Raw genomic sequence first — 26,642 nt, forward strand, 5'->3', positions numbered from 1 at the left:
GATCACGGCGGCGCGACGCCGCCCAGCCCGAACGCCGCACGCAGACGCTGCCGATAACTGGCGCCGCTGCTGACACGCAGGCCATTGCCCAGCCGGATCAGGTAACGCCCCGCTTCCAGCGTTTCGATGTCGCGCACCGCATCCAGCCGGACCAGATGCGAGCGGTGCACGCGCACGAACCGGCGCGGGTCGAGCCGCGTCTCCAGGCTGGCCATGGTTTCGCGCAGCAGGTAACGGCGATCGCCGACGCACAACTCGACGTAGTTGGATTGCGCCAGCACGCAGTCGATCTCGTCGACGGCGAGCAGTTGCAGGCGTGCGCCTACCGGCACGGCCAGGCGCCGCGCATAACGCTCATCACGCTCGGGCGGAACGATGGAGTCCATGGCCGCGCCCAGTTCGCGGCGCACACGCGCCAATGCGGCGCGCAGCCGGTCCGCCGAATACGGCTTGAGCAGGTAGTCGGTGGCATCGGCCTCGAACGCGCGCAGGGCGTGGTCGGCATGGGCGGTGACGAACACCACGCTGGGACGCAACGTCGGCGGCAGCGCATCCAGTACGCCGAAGCCGTTGAGCTGTGGCATGCGCACGTCGAGGAACGCCACTTCCGGACGCAGCCGGCGGATCGCCGCCACCGCGGTATCGCCGTCGGCGCATTGCGCCACGATGTCGACATCGCCGACCTGACCGAGCAGTCGGCACAGCCGTGCGCGCGACATCTCCTCGTCGTCGGCGACGACCGCGCGCAGGCGCTGCTTCATGACAACGCCTCGACCGTGCGGTACGGCAGGTCGAGCCGGACCAGGGTGCCTCCGGCCGCCTGCGTGGCGATCTCGAACAGGTGATCGGCGCCGTACAGGCACAGCAGGCGTGCCCGCGTGTTGTTCAAACCGATGCCGGGGCCGTGTGATGGCACCGGCTGGCCGCCGTCGTCGCGCACCTCCAATATCAGGCGGGAGTCGCTGCGCGTGGCCCGCACCGACACCTCGCCCGGCGTCACGCGCGTGGCGACCGCATGGTGGATCGCGTTTTCCACCAGCGGCTGCAGCACCAGATGCGGCACGCGGGCATCGAGCAGCGTCGAGTCGATGCCCCACTCGACGCGCAGGCGTTCGCCCAGGCGCATCTTTTCGATGCCGATGTAGTGGTCCAGCGCGACCAGTTCCTCGCGCAGGGCGATCTCCTGGCTGTGCGAGGTGTCCAGGCTGTGGCGAAGCAACGCGCCCAGATCGACCAGCATGCGCTCGGCGGCATCGGCGTCGCGGTGCACCATCTCGGCGATCGAATTGAGCGCGTTGAACAGGAAGTGCGGATTGAGCTGCGCCGACAAGGCCTCCAGTCGTGCATTCGCCAAGCGCGACTCCAGCTCCATCGTCTGGTGTTCGCGCCGCTGCGCCCGTTCGGCGTAGACCAGCGCATGGGCGACGCCGATGATCAGCCAGCTCATCAGCAGGTTGTTGAGCACGCTGGCCGCCAGCACCGCGCCGACCGGCGGCAACTGCGCGTACCAGCCGACCCAGTCGTTGCACACGATGACCACCAGCGCGCGCAGCACGATGACCGCCGCCACCGCCAGCCCCTGCAGCAACAGGGCGCGCAGCACGCGGCCGCGCTCGATCGGCCAATGCCGCACGCACCAGAACAACCCCAGCGTGATCGGCGCCCACAACCAGGCGCTGGCCAGTTCCAGGCGCAGCACCTGCACCCCGTCCAGGGCCTGGCCGGTGGCCTCGCGCATGGTCATGACCTGACCGGCCCAGACCAGGCCGTTCAAGGTCCACCAGCCGAATACCAGCCAGCACAGCAGCAGCGGTCTGTGGCGCATGGGCGATCACGCTAGTCCGGTGTCCACGCGCTTGCAATCGCCAACGGGCACTCCGTCCCGCGATACACGGATTTCGTCCCGGCCACCGCCTGCGCGGCCCGGGATCGTGCGCACAGTGCCGCGCCCATCCAACCAAGGAGTCCGTCATGCGCTACCTGCAACCCAACGCCATGGCGGTCTTGACCGCCTGCGTCCTCGGTCTTGCCGCAGCCTCCGGCCAGGCGGCCGAGCAGTGCCCACCGGTGCACAAGTACGCCGAAGGCACGATCTCGACCGACCGCTGGGAATGGCGCCTGAGCTTCACCCCGAGCCGCCTGCGTGCCTACTGGTCGACCACGCAGGGCTGGTGGCCGGGCACCCGTGAACGCGCCACCGTGCTCACCGCGCAGTGGCGGCCGTGGGGCTGGGACGAACCGCAGGTCGCCTCGTTCTCCGGCATCCACAGCGACATGGACCCGCACGTCTCGCCGGACGGGCGCACGCTGGTGTTCTCCTCGGAGCGCCCCACCCCGGACGGCACCGCGGCGAAGATGGACCTGTGGCGCGTGCAGCGCACACTACGCGGCTGGGGCACGCCGGAGCACCTGGGCCCCGCGGTCAACAGTGCCGGCGACGAGCTGTACCCGAGCATGGACCGCCACGGCACCTTGTACTTCGCCAGCGAGCGCGGTGGCGAGTGGGACATCTACCGCAGCAAGCGCCTGCACGACGGCCGCTACGCCGCGGCGGAGCGACTGGGCGCCGGCGTCAACAGCGGCGAACGCTGGGAGTTCAACCCGGAGATCTCGCCGGACGGACGCACCTTGCTGTTCACCCGTCTCGACCTGCCCGACGCCCTGCCCGATCTCGGCTACGGCTTCGGCGACCTCTACGTCAGCCGGCTGCGTGATGGCGAATTCTCGCCGGCGCAAAACCTCGGCCCGTGCGTGAACACGGCCTGGGACGAGTTCCACCCGACCGTGCTTTGGGAGCGCGGGCTGCTGTTCTACGCGCGCGATATCGGCCGCCCCAGCGACTTCTATGTCACCCGGCTGAACCTGCCGGCCGTGGACGAGTAGCACACTGCGCATGACCTTCGGCCCATGCCGGGCCCGCATGGGCGGGCGAGCCTTCGGGATCGCCCGCCACTTGCCGACCCGCCATGACCCGCTGCCTGCGCACCCCGCTCCGCCTGTCACTTGCCATTGCCATCGCCCTGGCCGCAACGGTCGCGCTGCCCGTTGCCGCCACCGATCAAGCCGCACCGCGCGCGCAGGCCACGCAATCGGCCAAGGCCGTCCGGCTCAACGCGCTCTACGAGCAGTACTGGGAAGAGCAGCTCAAACTCAACCCGCTGCAGGCGACCTTCCAGGGCGACAACCGTTACAACGACCAGCTGCCCAATTTCCTTTCTGCCGATTACCGCAAGCAGAACCATGACTTCACCCAGCGCTGGCTGAAGACAGTCGAAGCAGTCGGTGCAGACGGCCTGCAGGACCAGGACCTGCTGAGCTACGAAATCTTCGTGCGCGACGCGCGCCTGTCGCTGGAAAGCGAGCAGTTCCCCGCCTGGCAGCAGCCGATCAACCAGTTCTACAACTTTGCTGCGACCGCCGTGCAACTCGGTTCCGGCACCGGCGCGCAACCGTTCAAGACGGTGGCCGATTACGACAACTGGCGCAAGCGCGCAGCGAAACTGCCAACCATCTTCGACCAGGCCATCGCCAACTCGCGCGAAGGCGTGAAGCACGGCGTGGTGCAGCCAAAGCCGCTGATGCTCAAGGTGATCCCACAGCTCGATGCCTTGATCAAGGACAAGGCCGAGGACACCTTGTTCTGGAAGCCGGTCAGCAACCTGCCCGCAAACTTCTCCGCCGCCGACAAGCAGCGCATCAGCGCCGATTACAAGGCCATGATCGAAGGCGAGCTGATGCCCGCCTACCGCAAGCTGCGCGGTTTCGTCGCCGACGAATACATGGCCAGCACGCGCGACAGCGCCGGCATGGCCGCACTGCCCAACGGCGCCGCCTGGTACGCGTTCAATGCCCGCAACTCGACCAGCACCGACATGTCGCCGGCGCAGATCCACCAGATCGGCCTGGACGAAGTCGCGCGCATCCACGGCGAGATCCGCAAGGTGATGGCGCAGGTGAAGTTCACCGGTTCACTGCAGGATTTCTTCAAGTTCATGCAGAACGATCCGCGTTTCAGCTTCAAGGACGAGCCGGCGCTGCTGGCGTACTACCGCGGGCTCGAGGACAAGATCAATCAGCGCATCCCCGAACAGTTCTCGCTGATCCCGAAGGCGCCGTTCGAGATCCGTCCGGTCGAGGCCTTCCGCGCCCAGTCCGCGGCCGGCGGTTCGTACATGCGCCCGAGCGAGGACGGCACGCGTCCGGGCATCTTCTACGTCAACACCTACGACCTGCCGACGCGCAAGACCTGGGACGCGGAAGACCTCTACCTGCACGAGGCGATCCCCGGTCACCACTTCCAGCTGGCGCTGCAGCAGGAACTGACCGGCCTGCCCAAGTTCCGCCGCTTCGGCAGCGAGACCGCGTTCTCGGAAGGCTGGGGCCTGTACGCCGAATCGCTGGGCAAGGATCTTGGCGTCTACACCGACCCGTACAACTACTTCGGCTACCTGCAGAACGAACTGTGGCGTGCGATCCGCCTGGTCGTCGACACCGGCCTGCACAGCAAGGGCTGGAGCCGCGAGCAGGTGATCGCGTACATGCTCGACAACTCGGCCGAGAGCGAAACCCAGTCCACCGCCGAAGCGGAGCGCTACATGGCGATCCCGGGCCAGGCACTGGCGTACAAGATCGGCGAGCTGAAGATCCAGGAACTGCGCGCCAAGGCCGAAAAGGAACTGGGGCCGAAGTTCGACGTGCGCGAGTTCCACGCCGAAGTGCTGAAGGACGGCTCGGTGCCGCTGGAAATCCTCGAAGGCAAGATCGACCGTTGGATCACCAGCAAGAAAGGTTGATGCGGCTGGCGCTCCCGGATGCCCTCGTCGGCCCGGGAGCGCCTTCCGCAGCATGCATCCCCGTCACATGCACTCATGTCATTCGCCCAGGAGGTAGTCGTGTCGCTTCGCCCGCTTCTGCTCGCACTTGCCGTCACCGCCGCTCTCGCCGCCTGCCAGCGCGGGCCGTCCACCGACAGCGCCACACCGGCCGCATCCGCCACCGCGGTCGATGCCAAGGCCAAGGCCGACCAGCTCAACAAGCTCTACGCCGACTACTGGGAGGCCTACCTCAAGCTCAATCCGCTGCAGGCCACGTTCCAGGGTGATCCGCGCTACAACGATCAGCTGCCGGATTTCGACTCGGCGGCATTCCGCGAGCAGAACAAGCAATTCGTCAGCGACTGGCTGAAGAAGGCCGAAGCCATCGGCTCCGACGGCCTCAGCGGCCAGGACCTGTTGAGCTACGAGATCTTCGTCGCCGATGCCAAGGACACGCTGGAGTCGTTCCAGTACCCGGACTGGATGCTGCCGATCAAACAGATGTTCAGCATCCCCAGCCTGGCCGCGCAGCTGGGCTCGGGCACGAGCGCGCAGCCGTTCAAGACGGTGAAGGACTACGACGACTGGCTGGCGCGCGCCGGCCGCCTGCCGGTGCTGTTCGACACCGCGATCGCCAACATGCGCGAGGGCGCCCAGGCCGGCGTCGTGCAGCCGCGGGCACTGATGGTCAAGGTGATGCCGCAGCTCGACGCGCTGGTCAAGGACAAGCCCGAGGACACGCTGTTCTGGGGACCGGTGCAGAACTTTCCGAAGGACTTCTCCGACGCCGACAAGCAGCGCCTGACCGAGGCCTATCGCAAGCTGATCGGCGAGCAGCTGATGCCGGCGTACAGGAAGCTGCGCACCTTCATCAGCGATGAGTACCTGCCCAAGACGCGCGACACCTTCGGCCTGGACAAGCTGCCCAACGGCGCCGCCTGGTATGCCTTCAACGCCAAGCAGAGCACCACCACCGACCTGACGCCGGCGCAGATCCACCAGATCGGCCTGGACGAGGTCGCGCGCATCCACGGCGAAATCCAGAAGGTCATGACGCAGGTCGGCTTCAAGGGCTCGCTGCAGGACTTCTTCAAGTTCATGCAGGAAGACAAGCGCTTCAACTTCAAGGACGAGGCGGCGCTGCTCACCCACTACCGCGCGCTCGAAGCGAAGATCAACCAGAAGATCCCCGAGCAGTTCTCGCTGACGCCGAAGGCGCCGTTCGAGATCCGTCCGGTCGAGGCCTTCCGCGCCCAGTCCGCCGCCGGCGGTTCGTACATGACGCCGAGCGAGGACGGCTCGCGTCCTGGCATCTTCTACGTCAACACCTATGACCTGCCGACGCGCAAGGTCTGGGATGCGGAGGACCTGTACCTGCATGAGGCCATCCCCGGCCACCACTTCCAGCTCGCACTGCAGCAGGAGCTGAAGGACATGCCGGCGTTCCGCCGTTTCGGCGGCGAGACCGCTTTCGCCGAAGGCTGGGGCCTGTACGCCGAATCGCTGGGCAAGGACCTTGGCGCGTACACCGATCCGTACAACTACTTCGGCTACCTGCAGAACGAGCTGTGGCGCGCGATCCGCCTGGTCGTCGACACCGGTCTGCACAGCAAGGGCTGGAGTCGCGAGCAGGTCATCAAGTACATGCTCGACAACTCGGCCGAGAGCGAGACCCAGGCCACCGCCGAGGCCGAGCGCTACATCGCCTGGCCGGGCCAGGCACTGGCGTACAAGATCGGCGAGCTGAAGATCCAGGAGCTGCGCGCCAAGGCCGAGAAAGCGCTGGGCCCGAAGTTCGACATCCGCGAATTCCATGCCGAAGTGCTCAAGGACGGCTCGGTGCCGCTGGAAATCCTCGAAGGCAAGGTCGACCGCTGGATCGCGGCGGAGAAGACCTGAGGCATCATCCGTATTCGATCACCGCTCGACCCGTCAACATCGATTCGTTTCCAGGAGGTCTTTCGTGAAGTTCCGCCCTGCCCTGCGTCCCATCGTGCTCTCCCTTGCCGTCGCCGCCGCGGTGGCGACCATTGCCGGCTGCAAGCCCGGCACGTCCACCGACAATGCCGCCCAGCCCGCCGCCACCGCGTCGGCGCAGGATGCGGCGGCCAAGGCCGGCCAGCTCAACAAGATCTACGCCGACTACTGGGAGGCGTACCTCAAGCTCAACCCGATTCTGGCCACCTTCACCGGCGACGTGCGCTACAACGGCGAGTTGCCCGATTTCGGCTCGCAGCAGTACCGCGATGAGTCGAAGAAATTCCTGCAGGACTGGCTGGCCAAGGTCGAGGCCGTCGGCTCCGAAGGCCTGACCGGGCAGGACCTGCTGAACTACGAGATCTTCACCAAGGACGCCAAGGACCAGATCGAGGCATTCCAGTTCCCGGGCTGGATGGCGCCGGTCAACCAGATGGACAGCACCGCCAGCCTGGCCGTGCAGTTCGGCTCGGGCGACGGCGCGCAGCCGTTCAAGACCGTGCAGGACTACGACAACTGGCTCAAGCGCGGCGCGCGCATCCCGGTGCTGCTCGACACCGAGATCGCCAACATGCAGCAGGGCATCGCCGCCGGCGTCGTGCAGCCCAAGGCGCTGATGGAGAAGGTGGTCCCGCAGCTGGATGCGCTGATCGTCGATACCCCGGAGAAGTCGCTGTTCTGGGGCCCGATCACCAAGCTGCCCAAGGACTTCAGCGACGCCGACAAGCAGCGCCTGACCGAGGCTTACAAAAAGATGATCGCCGAGCAGCTTATGCCGGCATACAGGAAGCTGCGCGACTTCATCGCCAACGAGTACCTGCCCAAGACCCGCGACACCTTCGGCCTGGACAAGCTGCCCAACGGCCAGGCGTGGTACGCCTTCAACGCCAAGCAGAGCACCACCACCGACCTGACGCCGGACCAGATCCACCAGATCGGCCTGGACGAGGTCAAGCGCATCCACGGCGAGATGCAGAAGGTGATGACGCAGGTCGGCTTCAAGGGCACGCTGCAGGACTTCTTCAAGTTCATGCAGACCGACAAGAAGTTCGAGTTCAAGAGCCAGGACGAGCTGCTCAAGTACTACCGCGGCCTGGAGGCGAAGGTCAACGAGAAGGTCGCGAGCCAGTTCTCGCTGATCCCGAAGTCGCCGTTCGAGATCCGCCCGGTCGAGCCGTTCCGTGAGAAGTCCGCCGCCGGCGGCCAGTACTACCCGCCGAGCGAGGACGGCACGCGTCCGGGCATCTTCTACGTCAACACCTACGACCTGCCCTCGCGCAAGATCTGGGACGCGGAAGACCTGTACCTGCATGAGGCGATCCCGGGCCACCACTTCCAGATCGCGCTGCAGATCGAGCTCAAGGACATGCCGGCGTTCCGCCGCTGGAGCATCCAGAGCGCGTTCGCCGAAGGCTGGGGCCTGTACGCCGAGTCGCTGGGCAAGGACCTGGGCGTCTACACCGACCCGTACTCGTACTTCGGCTACCTGCAGAACGAGCTGTGGCGCGCGATCCGCCTGGTCACCGACACCGGCCTGCACAGCAAGAGCTGGAGCCGCGACCAGGTCATCGACTACATGAAGCAGAACTCGGCGGTCAGCGACACCACCGCCGTGGCCGAAGCCGAGCGCTACATCGCCTGGCCGGGCCAGGCGCTGGCGTACAAGATCGGCGAGCTCAAGATCCAGGAGCTGCGCGACCGGGCCGAGAAGGCGCTGGGGGCGAAGTTCGACGTGCGCGAGTTCCACGCCGAAATGCTGAAGGACGGCGCCGTGCCGCTGGCCGTGCTCGAGCAGAAGATCGACCGCTGGATTGCCTCGAAAAAAGCGTAAGTCCGCGCCCTCGTGGCAACAAACCTGGAGGGCCGGCATCCGCCGGCCCTCTTCGTTTATGAACGTCGCATCGGGGGCGACTTGAATTTCGCCTGTCGTGGCACGAAATACCGTTGTTCAGCAATAACTTACAAGAACACCGATGTTGAAACCGACCCGATACCTGCTTCTGGCGGTGGCCGCGCTCCTGCCGGCCGCGCCAGGCCTCAGCGCGCGCAAGCCCAGCCAGTCCCCCTCCCCGGTCAATACCGTGCCGATCGCGGCGTCCGCGCCGGTCGAGGCCGCCCCGACACCGGTCTCGCCCCTCACCCGGATGGCGCCTTCCGCCGACCCCAAGGTCCTGCGGCTGGCACAGGCCGCCATGCAATGCGCGCAGGCCGGCGGCATGGGCGTCGACGCGCGCCGCCTGGCGGTGATCGACTACAGCCGGCCGTCATTGCTGCCGCGGCTGTGGGTGTTCGACCTGGTGGCCGGCAAGTTGCTGCATGAAGAGGTGGTCGCGCACGGCCAGGGTTCGGGCGAGAACCTCGCCACGCGGTTCTCCAACCGCAACGGCAGCCACCAGTCCAGTCTCGGACTGTTCGTCACCCGCGACACCTACCAAGGCCGCAACGGCTACTCGCTGCGCATGCACGGCCTGGAGCCGGGCGTCAACGACGCGGCGATGGCGCGCGCGATCGTGATGCACGGCGCCGACTACGTGAACCCGGCTGCGGGACAACGCATGGGACGCCTGGGCCGCAGCTGGGGCTGCCCGGCGGTGCGCAGCGCGATCGCCAGACCCATCATCGACCTGCTCAAGAACGGCCAGTTCGTGTTCTCGTACTACCCGGACCAGGCCTGGCTGGCACGCTCGGCGCTGCTCAATTGCCCGGCGGCCAAGCTCGCCAAACAGGCCATCAACAAGCACGCCATCGGCAAGCACGCCATCGCCAAACCCACCACTGTCGCGCACGGCGCATCCGGCTAGACTGCACGGCCCCGAACATCCGCATGGACATCCGATGTCGCGCCGCCTGCTCGCCACCGCCCTCGCCCTCCTGCTGACCCTGCCGGCCGCGGCCGCGGTGCCGTTCTGGGGCGCGCGCCAGTCCAGCCCGGTCGACACCGCGCCGACCCAGCTCAAGCCCGGCGAGTGGATTTGGGGTGGTGACAACAAGACCATGGGGCCGATCGCGGTGGTGGTCAGCCTGACCGAGCAGCGCGCCTACGTGTACCGCAACGGCCTGCCGATCGGCGTCAGCACGGTCAGCACCGGCAAGAAGGGCTACGAAACCCCGACCGGCGTGTTCACGATCCTGCAGAAGGACAAGGACCACCGATCCAGCATCTACAACGCCGCACCGATGCCGTACATGCAGCGCCTGACCTGGGGCGGCGTCGCCCTGCATGCCGGCGGCCTGCCCGGCTATCCCGAGTCGCACGGCTGCGTGCACCTGCCGTCGGAATTCGCAAAGCTGCTGTTTGACGCCTCCAACATGGGCATGACCGTGGTGGTGTCGCAGGAAGGCAAGTCGCCCACCGACGTGGTGCACCCGAGCGCCCTGATCCCGATCGACCCGCGCACCGGTGCCGAGGCGTCGATCCCGCCGCTGGACGACGGCCAGAAGTTCCGCTGGCGCCCGGAGCTGTCGTCCGAAGGACCGGTGTCGATCCTGTTGAGCCGCGCCGACCGGCGCGTGCTGGTGTTCCGCAACGGCATCGAGATCGGCCGCTCGCGCGTGCTGATCCGCGACGCCGACCAGGCGTTCGGCACCCGCGCCTACATCGTCAAGGACGGCTACCTGCCCGGCGACAACCCCCTACTGCCTGGTACGCAGATGCCGAACTGGATGGCGATCGGCGTCCCCGGCCACGACACCGACGCCGGTTCCTTGCTCGACGCCACCACGATCGAACGCATCGTGATCCCCCACGATTTCGTCGCCGCGGTGTTGCCGTTGCTGACACCCGGCGTGGTGATGCTGGTCACCGACGCGCCGATGCTGGCGGAGGCCATCAAGGGCGCGCCGCGCCAGGTGCTGGACTCGGACCCGCCCGAGAAGTAAGGCTCACTGGCGGCAGGTGGATGTTGGGCGTTGTGGAAGTCGAGGTCAGCCCACTCCACCCTGGCTCGGTCGTTCACATTGCATTGGACAGCGGCGCCGATACCGGCGCCGGCTTCAACGCGGCGCGCAGCAACAGCGCCGCGGCATACAGCACCACCACCACCACGCCCCAGCGCAAAGTCGCCAGCGGCAGCGATTTGACGACATACGCCGCCAACAGCACCGCCGGGATGCCGCCGATGGCGAGCCCGAGCACCACGCGCAGGTCGATGCGTTCGCTGCGCGCGAAGCGCATCCCGCTGACCGGCATCAGGAATGCGCACGCCCCCATCATCACCGGGAACGCCGCGGTCGGATTCAGGCCCATCAGGCTCAACAGGACCAACGACGGCGCGTACAGGCCGATGCCGAACGCCATCAATGCGCCCAGCAGGACAACCGCGATCGCGAACAGCGGCCCTGGCAGCGCCAGTGCATCGCCTCCCGCGGGCAGCAACCCCAGGTTGGTGAGCGCATAGAGCGCCGCCGCGACCAGCATGGCCAGGCCGACGATGCCCTGCACCGTACGCACCGGCAGGCGTACCACCCACGGCGCACCGAGTGTGGCACCAGCGACGGCGGCGGCGATGCAGGCCGCCAGCAGCAGCGGATCGACCCGCACCAGGTTGATGAAGATCAGCGCCTGCACAACGGTCGGCAATGCGTGTCCGGTGTTCAAGGTGGCGGGAATGAAGCTGTCGGGCACCAGCCTGCGCAGCTTCAGGTAGGCCGTGGTCGGCGCGAATGAGCCGATGCCGAGTGTGTCGAAGAAGTTGGTCACCGCCCCCAGGGCGACGGCCTCCGGATTGGGGCGCAGTTCGCGCCGCCGGTATGCGGCGACCAGGAGCACGACCAGAAAGACAGCGGCGAGAAAACCCAGCAATGCCAATACGATCACGACGACCATGCCATCTCCCATCTCTGCCTGGCGAATCTCTGTCTGGCGAAACCTGCCTTTCGCGAGCAACTGGATCGGCTGCCCGCGACATGCAGAGCGCGCCCATGAGTGCCGTCTACTGCTCGATCCTGCGCACAGTTCAAATACACACCCGGTAATCGATGCCGAGTTCATCACCGGATACACCGCGGATGCCCCAGTTCCAGCGCGGGGTCTCGGTGATCGTGATCTCCACGTCGTGGCTGGCGATGCCGTGATTGCGCTTGATGCGTTCGAACAGCGCACCGATCAGCGCCTTCTTTGCTGCCGCCGAGCGACCCTCGAAGCAGGAGATCTCCACGATCAGGTAGTGCGCGGAGCGATCACCTGGAAACACGAAGTCCTCGCGCTGCAAGCGGAAGAACCGATGGAAGCGCTTGTCGACTGGTAACCGGAAGATGTCGACCAGGCACGAATGAATGGTGTCGGACAAGCCCGCGCGGATCGGGTCCAGCGTCTGGGCAAGGCCGTAGATCTTGATTTGCGCCATGAGAATTTACGGGTATCGGTATGGGCGAAGGCGACGGCAAACGTCGAGAAGATGGGGCGGACAGATCGCCCGCCCCATCCAAGACCGCATCAGTAGCGAGTGGTCACCTTGACCCCGCTGAAGTTGCTCACCCCATACAGGCTGACGTAGACATAGCCCGCAGGCGGGTTGTTGACCGTGACCGTCTCGGTGTTGCCGGCGTTGGTCGAACGGTAGTTGTGCGCCTCGCGCGTCGCCCAACCGCCCAACGTGTTCACGTACAGGTCGGCGTTGCCGGTGCCGCCGGACACGCTGATCCGCAGTTGGGCGGTGCCGGCCGGCACGTACAGGTACAGGTAGGCGTAGTCACCCGCGGTGCCCGACACGTTGCTGCGCGTGCAGTTCTTGCCGAGTTGCCCGGCATCGCCGCTGCACTCCGGCAGGGTCCCGCCGCCGCTGCTGACGGTGACGGCCTTGCTGGTCGTGTGCGTGGCGCCCTGGTTGTCGGTGACTGTCAGCTGCACGGTGTAGGTGCCGGCTGCGGCATAGGTCCGCGACGAGTTCGTTGCCGTCGAACTGCTGCCATCACCGAAGTTCCACGAACGCGAGACGACGCTACCATCCGCATCCGTCGAGCCATCGGTGAACGTCACCGTGAGGCCACTGACACTCGTGTTGAACGCGGCTACTGGCGGTTTGTTGGCGCTGGGACTGGTTACCGTCACCGATTTGCTGCTGCTTGCGCTGGCGCCCTGGTTGTCGGTGACCGTCAACCGCACCGTGTAGGTTCCGGCCGTGGCATAGGTCTTCGACGGGTTCGTCGCCGTCGAGCTGGTGCCATCGCCAAAGTTCCACGAGCGCGAGACGATGCTGCCGTCCGGGTCGCTCGAACCGTCACTGAAATTGACCGTCAACGCGCTGGTAGCAAAGCTGAAGCCTGCAGTCGGCGATTGATTGCCCGGTGTGCCGCCACAGCCCGCGCCATTGGGATCGCTGACGCAAGGCAGCCAGTTGCGGAACGCGACATCGTTGCTGGTCGCGATCGAGTTCATGAAGCTGGCATAGCCGGTGTAGTTGCCAGGACGCAGGTAGCCCAGGATCGTCGACACGTCACCGCGACGCTGTTCGAACATGAAGCGTACCGCCAGGTAGCCCCAGCGGTAGATCAGGGTCTGGCCGCTGTTGTAGTCGTTCTGGTAGACCTTGCTTGCCGTGTAGGTGCCCAGCGCGGCCTCGTTCTGCGCCGCGGTGTAGGCAACATCGCGGTACGAGTACGACATGTACTCGGCGAAACCCTCGATCCACCACACCGTTTTCTGCGAGATCGATGCGCTGAAGTCGCCGTGCATGTTGAAACGACCGTCGAGGTAATGGACGTACTCGTGGGTGAGGTTCCAGATCTCGAACGCTTCGGGCTGCAGCCACTCGGCCTCATACGCGATGAAACGGGCCTGGTTGCCGGCCGCAGCCGGGTTGCCTTCCAGGTACATGCCACCGTTGTTGGTGTCGATGCCGTACACCGCACCGGCGTAGGTGCCGTAGTCGGTGCTGCTGTTGAACACCACCATTTCCAGCGCGGCGTTGTTGTCGCTTGGCACCGGCGTATTGCCCGATGCCACCGCCTGGTGGAAATAGGTTTCCTGGCCGGAGACGATCGAACAGGTGCTGCCCAATTCCGCAGCCGACATCGCCTGGGCACGGATGCGCAGGGTCGGGCTGCAGGTGTGGCTGATCGGCAATGCGGCCGCTTCCACGCGTGCACTGAAGTTGCACAGGTCGTAGTAGCTGCAGTTGGCCTGGTCGTAGTAATCCACCATTTCGCCGATGCCGACCCACATCTTGGCCGTGGTTCCGGTCACCGACGAGCGATCGACCAGCGCCTTCGCGCGTGCCTGCGCCAGCGTCTTGAGCGAGCCGCTGTACTGCAGGAAACGGCCAAGCTCGCGGCCGGCATTGGCAACCAGGAAGTCGTTCTCCTGGCCGAGCATCGAGAAGTTCCGGTTGGCGAAGTTGTACAGGGTTTCGACGATGGAATGATCGGACTGAACCGAAGCCACGAAGTCGGCGTTGTAGTGGCCGCGGAACGTCACCAGGAAGGTGTTGTTGACCGCCACCTTCATCCAGTAATAGGCGTTATGGCCACTGGAGTAGGCGTCCAGAAGACGCTTGATGGTGGGCAGGTGACGCGCGTTCTCGCTGGAGCTGTCGATCAGGGTGACGAATTCGGCGAGGATTTCGCCGTGCACGTCATTGACCAGGCCGAAGGCGCCGTTGCTGGCGAAGGCATCCAGCGCCGGGCGGATGGCGTTCTTCAATGCCGTGCCGTAGGCGCCGACGCTGGTGTCGTAGTACTGCACGTAGTAGCCGGCGCGCAGGAACAGCACCAGCTGCAGGGTGCTGTCGGCGTTGGTGCCGTTGTAATACGTCGCCGACGTAGCCAGCGCATTGGCCACCGTGACCATCTGCGCCTCGCGGAACGTGCCATAGGCATCGGGCCCACTGACATTGAACAGTTCGTTGATGCAGCTGGTGGTCGCCGATTTCACCGCCGACACCAGCGCCGTGCCACCGAGACTGGCGAACTGGCTGGTGTTGCACTCGGCGGCGGCCACGGCCGCCGCCCTCGCTGTCATGCGGCCAAGCGACGGACGCTTCAGCACGTTGTGCTGCATGCTGGCGTGGTCGTAGCTGGTGTCCACCCACTGGCTCAGCGGTAACTGGTTCGGCATGCGACGTGAAGGATCGAGCTTGGCCTGCTGCCGGTGCGCACCGAAGATCTGCTTCTCGGTCGCCGGCGACTTGCGTACGGCTGCCGCGCGGGCCAACTGCCTGGCTGCAGACGCGGTCGGCGTACCGACCTGGCTGTTTCCAGCGTGGTTCGCCTTACCCGATGCCGGCTCGGCTGGTGAGATCGCGGCAAACACACGCTTCATCTGCGTCGCGACGAGGTTGTCGCCGGACTGGCTGGCGTAACTGAGGAACGCCACGGCTACCGCGATCACGCCCACTGCGGCGGCATGAACGGGTTTTCTGGATGGTGCTGGTGACATCACACATCTCCTTGTGGTTGTACGGCGGCGGTGATGACCGCCGTCGGCAACGCCCCCCTTGCGCCTTGCCGAGTGAATCTGCTCGCAGTGCCCGCACGCGTTGTGCGTGCTCGTCGGCTCCACGGGCATCGTTGTATTGCTGCTCAAGACATGGGCACTTCAGCTGCACCGGTGCCCGGTGATACGGTGCTGGAACGTGGAACATCGCTCTCTGGGGGGTCGACGCACTCCTTTGCGATTGGATGGATGGGGATGCACGGCAAGGGCGCCGTGCATGGCTTCGCAGGGGCGTCGATCAGCCGAATGGCGCCGCAAGCGATCTCGCCGGCGCGGTGAACCAGGCGGCGCCGTGTTCGGTGACGTGGAAGTGGTCCTCCAGCCGGATGCCGAACCGACCGGGCACGACGATCATCGGTTCGTCGCTGAAGCACATACCCGGCGCCAGCGGCGTGGTGTCGCCGCGCACGAGATAAGCCGGTTCGTGGATCGACAGGCCGATGCCGTGGCCGGTGCGATGCGGCAGGCCCGGAAGCTGGTAATCGGGGCCGTAGCCAGCCCGCTCAAGCACGGCGCGTGCGGCCGCGTCGATCGCCTCGCACGGAACGCCGGGGCGGACCGCATCGAACGCCGCCTGCTGCGCTTCGCGCTCGAGTTGCCAGACATCGGCCTGGATCACGGACGCCTTGCCGAACACGTAGGTACGGGTGATGTCGGAGTGGTAGCCGCCAACCTGGCAACCGGTATCGATCAGCACCACGTCACCCTCGGCCAGCTGCTGCTCGCCGGGAACGCCGTGCGGGTACGCGGTGGCCTCGCCGAACTGCACCGCACAGAACGTGCTGCCGCCGTCGGCGCCGAGTGCGCGGTGCGCGTTGTCGATGAAGCGCCTGACCTGCGTGGTGGTGATGCCCGGCGCCAGGATCGCGGCGGCGCGACGGTGCACCTCCAGCGTCATGTCCATCGCCTGCTGCATCAGTGCCAGTTCGGCCGGCGACTTGCGCATGCGGCAGCCGTCGGTGACGTGCGTGGCCTCGACAAGCATTCCTTCGACCCTCGCATCCACCGCGCGACGCAGGCCTTCGACCACGAAGAACGGCGCCTGCGGATCGAGCGCGACGCGCCTGGCGCCGTGTTCGCGCAGGACATCGGCAACGAGCCGGTACGGGTTCTCGTGCTCCTGCCAACTGCGCAATCCGGCCTCGATACCGAGCCCGGCCTGGAGCGAACCCAGCTCGAACTCCGGGCAGACCAGCACCGGAGCGCCACTGCGCGGCAGCACCATCACCACCAGCCGTTCACTCGCCGCCCACGACAGGCCGGTGAAGTAACGCAGGTTGGCGCCGGCGTTGATGATCAATGCATCGGCGCCAAGTTCCGCCATCAGGCTGCGTGCGCGCGCCAGCCGCATCGCGCGTTCCTCGGTGCGGATCGGTGGCGCGGGTCGCGACCAAGGGCCGAGCGCGGCCAGTTCTGTTTCCGCGGTCGATCCGCCGATGCCGTGGCTCATGTGCGAGGTGCTCCTGTGGTGCGATGGAAGCGCTGCAGGTCGAAGGGCGCGAGCGCTACCTCCGGCTCGCGGCCGCCGACCAGCGCGGCGATGATTTCGGAAGTGACAGGCGCCAGGGTCAGGCCCAGGTGCTGGTGACCGAAGGCGTACAGCAGGTTGGGCGCGGCCGGGCTTCGACCGATCGCCGGCAGGTAGTCGGGCAAGGTCGGACGCGCTCCGAACCACTCGCGACCGTCACCGGACGTGGGCAATCCAAGCGCGGCGGCATGGCCGCGCAACGCCGCCCACTTGTGCGGATCGGGCGGCGTTTGTGCTGCGGCGAACTCGACGAAGCCGGCAGCGCGCAGGCCGTCGCCAAAACGCGTGACGATCATCGAGCGGTCCTCGAACACCACTGGCGGGCTGTCGGCCGGCCAGTCGTGGCGCGGCCAGCGCACGTGGTAGCCACGTTCGGCGATCAACGGCGGGCGTGGGCCGAACGTGGCCATGAGCTCGCCCGACGCCACGCCCGCCGCGACCAGGACGTGGTCGGCGGTCAGGCGCCGGCCGTCGTCGAGCAGCGCGACCGCGGCTCTGCCCTCGATCTCGATTGCACGCACCTGGCCTCGGACGAAATCGCCACCGGCCGCATCGAAGGCCAGGCGCAGCGTCTGCAGCGTCTGCGTGACATCGGCGACCTGCCCCGTGCCCGCGAAGCGGATCCCGCCCACCGGACGCTGCCGCAGCAGATCGCCGTAGGCATCCAGTTCGGCCACGTCCAGATCGCGCAGACGCGCGCTGCCGATGTCGGTTGCCATCCAGGCATCGCGTCGGCGGCGCGCCGTGCGGGCGGACTCCCAGAGCACGACGTGACCGTCAGCCTTCAGCAAGTCGGAGCGCTGCAGGTCGTCAACGAGTGTGTGCCAGGCCGGCAGCGCCCGATCCAGCAGCCCGCGCAGGGCCGCGCAGCCACGGCGGAACCGGGCCGGTGCGGCGGCACGGACGAAGTGCGCCATCCACGGCGCGCATGCAACCGGATCACGCACGTCCAGGGCACCGCCGAACGCGAACAAACGCCGCGGCGCCGAACGGATCGTGGCCCACGAGGCGAGCGGTTCGACCTGCTCCACCGCGATGTGCCCGGCGTTGCCGAATGACGCGCTTTCCAGCCGCGCCAGCGGATCGACCAGCGTGGTGCGCAGGCCCGATTGACGCAGGCGCAAGGCACTGGTCAAGCCGACGATGCCGGCCCCGATCACGAGGGCCGATTGCGCCTGCCCGATGTTCCCCTGTCCAACGCGCAAGGCCCGCTCCCCATTTCTGTCTTACGGATGAAATACAGACTTGATATTTGATATATCGTATATGATATTACGAACACTTCAACCGGAGAGTGAAATGGCTTCCAGTTCCTGCACCTGGTCGGGCGTGATCCCGGCCGTCACCACCCAATTCACCACCGACCTGTCGGTCGACCTCGATGCCACCCAACGCGTCCAGGACGCGCTGATCCGCGATGGCGTGCATGGCCTGATCGCGATCGGTACCGTCGGCGAGAACAACTCGCTGGACGCCGACGAGAAGCTGGCCGTGGTGTCGGCCGCGGTCGAAACGGCGGCCGGCCGGGTCCCGGTCATCGCCGGCGTCTCGGAACTGACCACCGCCCGCGCCGTGGCCTTCGCCCGCGCCGCCGAGCGTGCCGGCGCGTCCGGATTGATGGTCCTGCCGGCGATGGTCTACGTACCGTCCGAGGCCGAGTTGCTGGCGCACTTCCGCACCGTCGCGCTGAGCACCTCGTTGCCGGTGATGCTCTACAACAACCCGCCGGCTTACCGCGTCAGCGTGACCATGTCGACGTTGGCCGGCCTGGCCGACGTGGCCAACGTGGTCGCGATCAAGGAAAGCGCCCCCGACCCGCGCCGCTTCACCGACCTGCACAACGCTTTCGGCGACCGCTACGCGCTGTTCGCCGGGCTCGACGACGTGGCGCTGGAAGGCCTGCTGCTGGGTGCGCGCGGCTGGGTCACCGGCCTGACCAATGCGTTCCCGCAGGAGTCGCTGGCACTGTGGGAGGCACTGCAGCGTGGCGACCTGCCGCGCGCGCTGGCGATCTACCGCTGGTTCATGCCGCTGCTGCACCTGGATGCGGACCACGACCTGGTGCAGTCGATCAAGCTCGCCGAGATGATCATGGGCCGCGGCAGCGAACGCGTGCGCATGCCACGCATGCCGCTGGCCGGTGCGCGTCGCGCCCAAGTGACGCAGATGGTCGAGACCGCAGCGGCGACCCGCCCCACCCTCGTCGCCGCCGCGGCCTGAGGCCCGCGCCATGCGCCACACCTTCTTCTGCATCGACGGCCATACCGCCGGCAACCCGGTGCGCCTGGTCAGCGGCGGCGCGCCGCTGCTGACCGGCGCTTCGATGAGCGAGCGGCGCCAGGACTTCCTCGCCCGCTACGACTGGATCCGCACCGGCCTGATGTTCGAGCCGCGCGGCCACGACATGATGTCCGGCGGGTTCCTGTATCCGCCGACGCGCGACGACACCGACATCGGTGTGCTGTTCATCGAGACCAGCGGCTGCCTGCCGATGTGCGGGCACGGCACCATCGGCATCCTCACCTTCGGCCTGGAAAACGGCCTGATCGAGCCGCGCGAACCGGGCCGGCTGCGGGTAGAAGTGCCGGCCGGCGTGATCGACGTCGACTACGTGGAAGACGGCGGCCGCGTGCGCTCGGTGCGCATCCGCAACGTGCCCAGCTACCTCGCCGCCGAAGGCATCCGCATCGACGTGCCGGGCTTCGGGCCGTTGACGGTGGACGTGGCCTACGGCGGCAACTACTACACCATCGTCGAGCCTCAGGGGCCGTACACGGGGCTGGACGCACTCGGCGCCGCGCGCATCATCGAACTCAGCGGCCTCGTGCGCCAATGCGTACGCGACGCGTTCGAGCCGGTGCATCCACTCGATCCCACCATCCGCGGCGTCAGCCACGTGCTGTGGGCGGACGCACCGAAAAGCGAAGGCGCCGATGGGCGCAACGCGGTCTTCTACGGCGAACGCGCGATCGATCGAAGCCCCTGCGGCACCGGTACATCGGCGCGCATGGCGCACCTGGTTGCCAAGGGCCGGCTGCAGGTGGGCGACCGCTTCGTCCACGAGAGTTACATCGGCAGCCGCTTCATCGGCCGCGTCGAGGCCGCGACCACGCTCGGCGAACACGCGGCGATCGTGCCTTCGATCGAAGGCTCGGCGATCGCCACCGGCTTCAACCAGATCTGGATCGACGAGGCCGACGCGTTCTGGCGTGGCTTCGTGGTGACTTGAGCACACTCATGACCGAAACCCTCACCCTGTCCCACCACATCGCCGACCAGACGATCCCGGCGATCGTCGCGCACGAGCAACGCAACCCCGCCGCTCCCGACGACCTGGTCGTGCACATCCCCGAGGCCGGTACGGCCCTGGTAGCGCAGGCGACGCAAGCGGCCCGTGACGCACTGGCGCCGTCCGCCGCGACCGGCATCGAAGCGCGCAGCGATGCACTGGCGAAGATCGGCCGTGCCATCGCCGCCAACGCCACCGAACTGGCGCTGCTGATCGCACGCGAAACCGGCAAGACCGTCCGCGACGCCCGCGGCGAGACGATCCGCGCCGCGCGCATCTTCGAATTTTTCGCCGGCGAGGCCCTGCGCAACATCGGCGAACGCTTCGAATCGACCCGGCCCGGCGCGATGGTCGAAGTGATGCACGCACCGGTCGGCGTGGTCGGCCTGATCACGCCGTGGAACTTCCCGATCGCGATCCCGGCCTGGAAGATCGCGCCCGCGCTCGCGTTCGGCAACACGGTGGTGTGGAAACCATCGGAGGTGTCTTCCGCGACTGCCGCGGCGTTGATGCGGATCATCGCCGATGCGGGCCTGCCTGCCGGCTGCGTGAACCTGGTGCTCGGTGCCGGCGCGACCGGCCAGGCGATCTGTGAACAGCCCGACATCGATGCGGTGTCCTTCACCGGCTCCGAGCCGGTCGGCCAGCGCGTGCGCGAGATCGTGACCGCGCGCGGCGCACGCGTGCAACTGGAGATGGGCGGCGTCAATGGCTTCATCGTGCTGGCCGACGCCGACCTCGACATCGCCGTCGAGTGCGTGGCCAACGGTGCCTTTTTCGCGGCCGGCCAGCGTTGCACGGCGACGTCGCGAATCATTGTTGAAGACTCGGTCGCCGAGCGTTTCCTCGCGGCACTCAAATCCCGCGTCGAGCGCTTCTCGATCGGCGATCCGCGCGACGAGAGAACCGACATCGGCCCCCTCGCCTCGCCCCGGCAGAAGCAACGGGTGTCGACCCAGGTAGCGGCGGTGCGCGACGAAGGGCTGGTCACCGCTTTCGGTGCCGCACCCGACCCGGACGACTGCCACTTCGCCCCGACCCTGTTCGATCACGTCGGCGGCGACAGCCTGCTCGCACGCGAGGAGATCTTCGGGCCGGTGGCCGGGCTGTTCCGCGTCGACGGATTCGAGGCGGCAATGGCATTGCTGAATAACTCGCGCTACGGCCTGTCCGCAGGTTTGTGCACACGCTCGCTCAAGCACGCTGAAGCGTTCAAGCGCGAGGCCCGCGCCGGCATGCTGATGGTCAACCTGCCCACCGCCGGCGTCGACCACCACGCCCCGTTCGGCGGCCTGGGCAACTCCAGCTACGGCCCGCGTGAACAGGGTCGCGCGGCGCGCGCGTTCTACACCACCTCGCGAACAACCTACCTGCGTGGCGGGTAGACTGGCTGCATGAAGATCGTCACCCGGACGCTGTCAGACCAGGCTTTCGAAGTCATCCGCGAACGGATCCTGTCGACCCGGATCCCAGCGCTCGCGCCGATCCGGCAGGACGCGCTGGCCGAGGAACTGGGCATCAGCAAAATCCCGCTGCGCGAGGCACTGGCGCGGCTCGAGCAGGACGGCTTGCTGAGTTCGCATGCCAATCGCGGCTACTTCGTCCCGGCCTTGAGCGCGGACCAGGCCGAGGAAGTGTTCGCGCTGCGCCTCAAGATCGAACCCGAGGCCGCCGCCGCCGCCAGCCTGGACGCCAACGAGGAACAGCGCGAGACCGCCCGGGCCGCACTGGCCTCGCTCGAAGCCGCCTCCGCGACCGACGGTCCCGGCATCGTCTCGCTCAACCGCGCCTTCCACCTGGCACTGGTCCAGCCCGGCGGGCGGCAGGTCACCGCGCAATTGGTCGAGCGCCTGCACGTGCTGGCCGAACGCTACGTGCGCAAGCATCTGGAACCCGAAGGCCGTGATGCCCGTGCCGACAACGAGCACCGCGCAATCCTCGAAGCCTGGCTCGCGCGCGATACCCGTCGCGTCACCGCGCTGCTGGGGCAGCACATCGCGCTGACCCTGGACGATCTGCGCCTGCAGTTGAACGACACCGCTGTCGCGCCCGCGCCTACCCGCAGCTCGTCCACGGCGGCATCGGCCAAGCCGGCACCGCGTCGCTTCGCTCACGCGAAATAGGCCACCGCCATGCCAAAGAAAAACCCCGGCCATCGAGCCGGGGTTTTTCGTGTCTCGACGTCTGGCCCGATCGGCCAAGGTACGTCGCGCTTGATCGGACTCAGCCGCGCGAGCTGTGGCGCTGGCCCGAACCGGAACGCCCTTCCGAGCCGCCGCGGTGCTGCTTCGGACCGGCGTGGGCGTGACGCGCCGCCGGCTTGCCGTGCGGACGGTGCGCGGGCTTGCGCGGTCCCTGGTTCTGGCGCCCACCCGGCTTGGGCAACGGCGCATTGAGCTGGATCGGGCGGCTCGGCGCGAAGCCTTCCACCACCGCCAGTTCGATGTCGGCCTTGAGCATGCGCTGGATCTGGCGCAGCAGGCCACCCTCTTCCGGCGCGACGAACGACACCGCTTCACCGCTGGCGCCGTTGCGGCCGGTGCGGCCGATGCGGTGCACGTAGTCCTCGGCGACCATCGGCAGGTCGTAGTTGATCACCAGCGGCAGGTCGGGGATGTCGAGGCCGCGCGCGGCGACGTCGGTGGCCACCAGCACGCGGGCCTTGCCGGCCTTGAAGTCGCGTAGCGCCTTCTGGCGCTGGGCCTGGCTCTTGTTGCCGTGGATCGCCACCGCGGCCAGGCCGGATTCTTCCAGTTGCTCGGCCAGGCGGTTGCAGCCGTGCTTGGTGCGACCGAACACGATCACGCGGTCGGTGTGGCGACGGCTGACGATGTCGACCAGCAGGTCACGCTTGCGCGCGACATCGACCGGATGGGCGCGGTGGACGATGGTCTCGGCGATGGTGTTCTGCGCCGCCACCTGCACCTGCTTGGGCTGGTGCATGAACTCCAGCGCCAGCTGCTTGAGCTGCGACTCGAACGTGGCCGAGAACAGCATCGTCTGGCGCTCGCGCGGCAGCTTGGCGAGGATGCGCTTCATCGCCGGCAAAAAGCCCATGTCGAGCATGCGGTCGGCTTCGTCGAGCACCAGGATCTCGATCGCATCGAGCCGGGCGGTGCCGCGCTCCATGTGGTCGATCAGGCGGCCCGGGGTGGCGACCAGCACGTCGACGCCGCGACGCAGCATCTCGACCTGCGGGCCCATGCCGGCGCCGCCGTAGATCGAGCAGATGCTCAGGCGCAGGTGCTTGGCGTAACCACGCAGGCTTTCGTTGACCTGCACCGCGAGTTCGCGGGTCGGCACCAGCACCAGCGCGCGCGGCTTGCGCGGGCCGTTGGCAGCGGTCTGCTTGCTCAGGCGGTTGAGCAGCGGCAGGCCGAACGCGGCGGTCTTGCCGGTACCGGTCTGGGCGCCACCCAGCAGGTCGTGGCCGGCCAGCGCCAGCGGAATGGCTTCGGCCTGGATCGGGGTCGGGGTGTTGTAGTTCTGCTCGACAAGCGCGCGCAGCAACGCGGGCGCAAGCCCGAGGGATTCAAACGTCATGGTGGAACTCCGGTGGTCCACGAAACGCCCTCCACCGGCACCGCGCATCTATGCGGGACGCCTGCATCAGGACAATCGTGTGATAACCCCAGCGTTCCCTTGAACCGCGCTGCGAGTATCGAATTAGACGGTGCCGGATGCTCCGGACCGTGTCGGCGCGACGAAAGACGTGCGGGATAAGAGCCGATCGGCGAGTCAGGGACTCAGTGCGATGGGCAGGCAACCTGGGAAACGTACCCTTGCGGGAGGCAGCCGTGCGCTGAACGGGCGAACTGTACGCGAAAGCGCTCACGGTAGCCAGCGGACAACCCCGCCCTCGTTCAGAAACGCTCGCGAAGCACGTAGCGGGCACGGATCGCCGCCTGCGGGCCGCGCAAACCCTGACCAGCAGTACGCGGTCGATGTGGCGTGGCTGATCACGCGTCGAGCGCGCCCGGCTCGAACGGGGCGGCTCGGTGCTGCGGTGCCCGGCCTCGGGGTTGTGTCGGCGCCGCCCCGCCGCCTCGACTTCGTGCAGCGACCTCGCCCGCCGTCCCGTTGAAATGCACGCACGTGTCCGCTCACTGGCCTCGTTTGCCGAATCGGCCGAACCGCAGCACGCGCCCCCCGCGCCGGTCGACTTCCCGGCCGGACGACGCCGGCAGCATGACCTTCGACACCCGCCTCCTGCCAGGATCGGGTCTAATGTCCGCCGATGCCCCACCGGGGCTGTCGGACGTGACGTCCCTGATCTCCCCAACGCCTGTACGGCCGGAGCCCGCTGTGACCTTCAACAAAAAGCCGCAAGTCCTGTTGCTGTCCCTCGCCATCGCCACCGCCGTGGCCGCCTGCAAAAAGGAAGAGGCCGCACCGGCCGCCGACGCCACCAAGCCCGCCGCAGCCGCCGCCTACACGCTCGACGAGAGCAAGCTGCCGGGCGTCAACCGCTTCCAGGCCAGCGACCTCGACACCGGCAAGGACGCGTGCACCGACTTCGGCGGCTTCGTCAACGGCAAGTGGCTCGCCGCCAACGCGATCCCGGGCGACCGCACCTCGTGGGGCGCGTTCGAGATGCTCGATGAGCGCTCCACCGCGATCCAGCGCCAGCTCGCCGAGCAGGCCGCCGCCAATACCAGCGCTGCCGGCGTCGACAAGATCGTCGGTGACTTCTGGGCCAGCGGCATGGACGCGGCCAAGATCAACCAGCAGGGCATCGCCCCGATCCAGGCCAAGCTCGACGCCATCGCCGCGCTCGACAGCCAGGACAAGATCGCCGACTACATCCGCACCACCGCGGCCAAGGGCGAGAACTACCTGTTCGGCTTCGGCGCCGAAGCAGACTTCAAGGACTCCAAGAACAACATCGCGTACGCCTCGCAGGGCGGCCTCGGCCTGCCCGACAAGGAGTACTACACCAAGGCCGACAACAAGGCCAAGCTGGACGCCTACCAGGCCCACGTCGCCAAGGTCCTCGAACTGTCGGGCGTGCCCGCAAGCGACGCCGCCAAGCAGGCTCAGGACGTGATCGCGTTCGAGACCCGCCTGGCCAAGGTCTCCAAGTCCAGCGAAGAGCTGTCGCGCGACGTGTCGTTGTACTACCACCCAGTCAGCCCGGCCGATGCCGACCAGCTGGCGCCGAATTTCCCGTGGAGCAAGTTCTTCGAGTCGCAGGGCGTGGCTACGCCTGCGATGTTCTCGCTGTCGATCCCGGCTTTCCACGCCGAGGTCAGCAAGATGCTGGCCGACGTGCCGGCCGCGCAATGGCAGAGCTACCTGCGCTTCCACACCGTCGACAGCGCCTCGCCGTACCTGTCCGACGCGTTCGTGCAGGAGAACTTCAACTTCTACAACAAGACCATGCGCGGCCAGTCCGAGCTGAAGGAGCGCGGCAAGCGCGTGCTCGACACCATTGAGAGCGAAGCCGGCGAAGCGCTGGGGCAGATGTACGTCAAGGTCGCCTTCTCACCGGAATCGAAGGCGCGCATGCAGGAACTGGTGAAGAACCTGTCCGAAGCGCTCAAGGGCCGCATCGAGCACCTGGCCTGGATGAGCGACGACACCAAGAAGAAGGCGATGGAGAAGTGGGCCGCCTTCACCCCGAAGATCGGCTACCCGGACAAGTGGCGCGAGTGGACCGGCCTGGCCACCGGCCGTGACAGCTACATCGGCAACGTGCTGGCCGCCAACGAGTTCAACTACAAGTGGAACCTCGGCAAGATCGGCAAGCCGGTCGATCGCGCCGAGTGGGGCATGCCGCCGCAGATGGTCAACGCCTACTACAACCCGCTGCAGAACGAGATCGTGTTCCCGGCGGCGATCCTGCAGCCGCCGTTCTTCGATCCGAAGGCCGACGACGCCACCAACTACGGCGGCATCGGCGCGGTGATCGGCCACGAGATGACCCACGGCTACGACGACCAGGGCAGCCGCTTCGGTGCCAGCGGCAACTTCGAGAACTGGTGGACCGACGCCGATGCCAAGGGCTTCAGCGGCCGCACCGACAAGCTGATCAACCAGTTCAACGGTTACGAGGCGCAGCCGGGCAAGCACGTCAACGGCAAGCTGACCCTGGGCGAGAACATCGCCGACCTCGGCGGTCTGGCCACGGCCTACGATGCGATGGTCAAGGCCAGCGCAGGCAAGCCGGACCCGAAGACCGACGGCCTGACCCGCGACCAGCGCTTCTTCCTCAACTGGGGCACGGTGTGGCGTCGCAACTTCAAGCCGGAAGAGCTCGAGGTGCGCCTGAAGACCGACCCGCACGCACCGGCCAACTTCCGCGCGATCGGCGCGCCGTCGAACCTGCCGGCCTTCACCGCGGCGTTCTCGTGCAAGCCGGGCCAGCCGATGGTGCGCGAAGGCGACCAGCAGGTCGTGATCTGGTGATCACGCCCTGACGCGGAAGATACAACCGTTATCGGCCGATCCTCGTCGGCCAGGCGCGAAGGCCCGGGACTCCCGGGCCTTCGCTTTTTGTGTCGCCGCGCACAGCCCCGCAAGGCCAAGCTCGCGCGTTCATCGCCCCGTGAAACGCGCTGCTAAACTCCCCCGCTACTCAGCACCAACTGCATGGACTTCGCG

Annotated in this window: 19 protein-coding genes; 11 read left to right on the forward strand and 8 right to left on the reverse strand. The window is 67.1% G+C overall.

The annotated features are described in order from the left end of the window. Nucleotides 1-2 precede the first annotated feature (2 nt). Both ACFOLC_RS03060 and ACFOLC_RS03065 read right to left on the reverse strand, forming a co-directional pair. Nucleotides 3-761 (reverse strand): LytR/AlgR family response regulator transcription factor, encoded by a 759-nt coding sequence (locus ACFOLC_RS03060; protein WP_386757394.1) that lies wholly within the window; start codon nucleotides 759-761, stop codon nucleotides 3-5. Beyond that, the gene (locus ACFOLC_RS03065; RefSeq protein ID WP_386757395.1) at nucleotides 758-1,825 is read right to left on the reverse strand and encodes a sensor histidine kinase; all 1,068 of its coding nucleotides are present in this window, start codon (nucleotides 1,823-1,825) and stop codon (nucleotides 758-760) included. The genes ACFOLC_RS03060 and ACFOLC_RS03065 overlap by 4 nt, the downstream gene beginning before the upstream one ends. Before the next feature lie 146 nt (nucleotides 1,826-1,971). On the opposite strand from ACFOLC_RS03065, the gene ACFOLC_RS03070 reads away from it, so the two are divergent. The 6 genes from ACFOLC_RS03070 to ACFOLC_RS03095 all read left to right on the forward strand — a co-directional run bounded on the left by ACFOLC_RS03070 (nucleotide 1,972) and on the right by ACFOLC_RS03095 (nucleotide 10,670). Next, the gene (locus ACFOLC_RS03070) at nucleotides 1,972-2,883 is read left to right on the forward strand and encodes a TolB family protein (protein WP_386757397.1); all 912 of its coding nucleotides are present in this window, start codon (nucleotides 1,972-1,974) and stop codon (nucleotides 2,881-2,883) included. 83 nt (nucleotides 2,884-2,966) lie between these two features. Continuing rightward, nucleotides 2,967-4,793, forward strand: a complete 1,827-nt coding sequence (locus ACFOLC_RS03075) for a DUF885 domain-containing protein (RefSeq protein WP_386757399.1) — start codon at nucleotides 2,967-2,969, stop codon at nucleotides 4,791-4,793. Nucleotides 4,794-4,868: 75 nt separating this feature from the next. Next, entirely contained in the window at nucleotides 4,869-6,713 is a 1,845-nt protein-coding gene (locus ACFOLC_RS03080) for a DUF885 domain-containing protein (protein ID WP_386757401.1), read from the forward strand. A gap of 64 nt (nucleotides 6,714-6,777) precedes the next feature. Beyond that, complete coding sequence (locus ACFOLC_RS03085; RefSeq protein ID WP_386757403.1) at nucleotides 6,778-8,622, forward strand: DUF885 domain-containing protein; 1,845 nt, start codon at nucleotides 6,778-6,780, stop codon at nucleotides 8,620-8,622. A gap of 145 nt (nucleotides 8,623-8,767) precedes the next feature. Beyond that, a complete protein-coding gene (locus tag ACFOLC_RS03090; protein WP_386757405.1) occupies nucleotides 8,768-9,592 on the forward strand; it encodes a murein L,D-transpeptidase catalytic domain family protein in 825 nt (274 codons plus the stop codon). Nucleotides 9,593-9,626: 34 nt separating this feature from the next. Next, nucleotides 9,627-10,670: a L,D-transpeptidase gene (locus ACFOLC_RS03095; protein ID WP_386757407.1), complete on the forward strand. Its 1,044-nt coding sequence runs from the start codon at nucleotides 9,627-9,629 to the stop codon at nucleotides 10,668-10,670. A gap of 73 nt (nucleotides 10,671-10,743) precedes the next feature. On the opposite strand, the gene ACFOLC_RS03100 is transcribed toward ACFOLC_RS03095, so the two are convergent. The 5 genes from ACFOLC_RS03100 to ACFOLC_RS03120 form a co-directional block, all read right to left on the reverse strand. Beyond that, complete coding sequence (locus tag ACFOLC_RS03100) at nucleotides 10,744-11,781, reverse strand: TSUP family transporter (RefSeq protein WP_386757409.1); 1,038 nt, start codon at nucleotides 11,779-11,781, stop codon at nucleotides 10,744-10,746. Next, nucleotides 11,747-12,136, reverse strand: a complete 390-nt coding sequence (locus ACFOLC_RS03105) for a tautomerase family protein (RefSeq protein ID WP_386757410.1) — start codon at nucleotides 12,134-12,136, stop codon at nucleotides 11,747-11,749. Before ACFOLC_RS03105 ends, ACFOLC_RS03100 begins: the two co-directional genes overlap by 35 nt. Before the next feature lie 89 nt (nucleotides 12,137-12,225). Then, nucleotides 12,226-15,165, reverse strand: coding sequence for a collagenase (locus ACFOLC_RS03110; protein WP_386757412.1), 2,940 nt, complete (start codon nucleotides 15,163-15,165; stop codon nucleotides 12,226-12,228). 295 nt (nucleotides 15,166-15,460) lie between these two features. Next, on the reverse strand, nucleotides 15,461-16,672 hold the full coding sequence (locus tag ACFOLC_RS03115) for a M24 family metallopeptidase (RefSeq protein ID WP_386757414.1): 1,212 nt from the start codon (nucleotides 16,670-16,672) through the stop codon (nucleotides 15,461-15,463). Further along, nucleotides 16,669-17,955, reverse strand: coding sequence for an NAD(P)/FAD-dependent oxidoreductase (locus ACFOLC_RS03120; RefSeq protein WP_386757416.1), 1,287 nt, complete (start codon nucleotides 17,953-17,955; stop codon nucleotides 16,669-16,671). The genes ACFOLC_RS03115 and ACFOLC_RS03120 overlap by 4 nt, the downstream gene beginning before the upstream one ends. 94 nt (nucleotides 17,956-18,049) lie before the next feature. Between ACFOLC_RS03120 and ACFOLC_RS03125 the strand changes: the two genes are divergently transcribed. From ACFOLC_RS03125 to ACFOLC_RS03140, 4 genes are read left to right on the forward strand one after another with little or no spacing between them, the layout of a single operon-like run. Beyond that, entirely contained in the window at nucleotides 18,050-18,970 is a 921-nt protein-coding gene (locus tag ACFOLC_RS03125) for a dihydrodipicolinate synthase family protein (RefSeq protein WP_386757418.1), read from the forward strand. Between the two features lie 10 nt (nucleotides 18,971-18,980). After that, the gene (locus ACFOLC_RS03130; protein ID WP_386757420.1) at nucleotides 18,981-19,979 is read left to right on the forward strand and encodes a 4-hydroxyproline epimerase; all 999 of its coding nucleotides are present in this window, start codon (nucleotides 18,981-18,983) and stop codon (nucleotides 19,977-19,979) included. An 8-nt stretch (nucleotides 19,980-19,987) separates the two neighbouring features. Beyond that, nucleotides 19,988-21,424 (forward strand): aldehyde dehydrogenase family protein, encoded by a 1,437-nt coding sequence (locus tag ACFOLC_RS03135; protein WP_386757422.1) that lies wholly within the window; start codon nucleotides 19,988-19,990, stop codon nucleotides 21,422-21,424. A 9-nt stretch (nucleotides 21,425-21,433) separates the two neighbouring features. Beyond that, the gene (locus ACFOLC_RS03140; RefSeq protein ID WP_386757424.1) at nucleotides 21,434-22,162 is read left to right on the forward strand and encodes a GntR family transcriptional regulator; all 729 of its coding nucleotides are present in this window, start codon (nucleotides 21,434-21,436) and stop codon (nucleotides 22,160-22,162) included. Nucleotides 22,163-22,262: 100 nt separating this feature from the next. Here the strand turns inward: ACFOLC_RS03140 and ACFOLC_RS03145 are convergent, their stop codons facing one another. Further along, entirely contained in the window at nucleotides 22,263-23,582 is a 1,320-nt protein-coding gene (locus ACFOLC_RS03145) for a DEAD/DEAH box helicase (RefSeq protein WP_386757426.1), read from the reverse strand. Nucleotides 23,583-24,371: 789 nt separating this feature from the next. Between ACFOLC_RS03145 and ACFOLC_RS03150 the strand changes: the two genes are divergently transcribed. Further along, the gene (locus ACFOLC_RS03150; RefSeq protein WP_386757955.1) at nucleotides 24,372-26,447 is read left to right on the forward strand and encodes a M13 family metallopeptidase; all 2,076 of its coding nucleotides are present in this window, start codon (nucleotides 24,372-24,374) and stop codon (nucleotides 26,445-26,447) included. Nucleotides 26,448-26,642 lie beyond the last annotated feature (195 nt).

Origin of the sequence: Lysobacter cavernae, from assembly GCF_042648505.1 — a bacterium.
Taxonomy (GTDB): domain Bacteria; phylum Pseudomonadota; class Gammaproteobacteria; order Xanthomonadales; family Xanthomonadaceae; genus Lysobacter_L; species Lysobacter_L cavernae.

Coding starts and splice junctions, on each gene's coding strand:
- ACFOLC_RS03130 (WP_386757420.1), top strand. CDS start 18,981: ATGCGCCACACCTTCTTCTGCATCGACGGCCATACCGCCGGCAACCCG.
- ACFOLC_RS03075 (WP_386757399.1), top strand. CDS start 2,967: ATGACCCGCTGCCTGCGCACCCCGCTCCGCCTGTCACTTGCCATTGCC.
- ACFOLC_RS03070 (WP_386757397.1), top strand. CDS start 1,972: ATGCGCTACCTGCAACCCAACGCCATGGCGGTCTTGACCGCCTGCGTC.
- ACFOLC_RS03145 (WP_386757426.1), bottom strand. CDS start 23,582: ATGACGTTTGAATCCCTCGGGCTTGCGCCCGCGTTGCTGCGCGCGCTT.
- ACFOLC_RS03105 (WP_386757410.1), bottom strand. CDS start 12,136: ATGGCGCAAATCAAGATCTACGGCCTTGCCCAGACGCTGGACCCGATC.
- ACFOLC_RS03060 (WP_386757394.1), bottom strand. CDS start 761: ATGAAGCAGCGCCTGCGCGCGGTCGTCGCCGACGACGAGGAGATGTCG.
- ACFOLC_RS03125 (WP_386757418.1), top strand. CDS start 18,050: ATGGCTTCCAGTTCCTGCACCTGGTCGGGCGTGATCCCGGCCGTCACC.
- ACFOLC_RS03100 (WP_386757409.1), bottom strand. CDS start 11,781: ATGAACTCGGCATCGATTACCGGGTGTGTATTTGAACTGTGCGCAGGA.
- ACFOLC_RS03110 (WP_386757412.1), bottom strand. CDS start 15,165: ATGTCACCAGCACCATCCAGAAAACCCGTTCATGCCGCCGCAGTGGGC.
- ACFOLC_RS03065 (WP_386757395.1), bottom strand. CDS start 1,825: ATGCGCCACAGACCGCTGCTGCTGTGCTGGCTGGTATTCGGCTGGTGG.
- ACFOLC_RS03080 (WP_386757401.1), top strand. CDS start 4,869: ATGTCATTCGCCCAGGAGGTAGTCGTGTCGCTTCGCCCGCTTCTGCTC.
- ACFOLC_RS03095 (WP_386757407.1), top strand. CDS start 9,627: ATGTCGCGCCGCCTGCTCGCCACCGCCCTCGCCCTCCTGCTGACCCTG.
- ACFOLC_RS03115 (WP_386757414.1), bottom strand. CDS start 16,672: ATGAGCCACGGCATCGGCGGATCGACCGCGGAAACAGAACTGGCCGCG.
- ACFOLC_RS03135 (WP_386757422.1), top strand. CDS start 19,988: ATGACCGAAACCCTCACCCTGTCCCACCACATCGCCGACCAGACGATC.
- ACFOLC_RS03140 (WP_386757424.1), top strand. CDS start 21,434: ATGAAGATCGTCACCCGGACGCTGTCAGACCAGGCTTTCGAAGTCATC.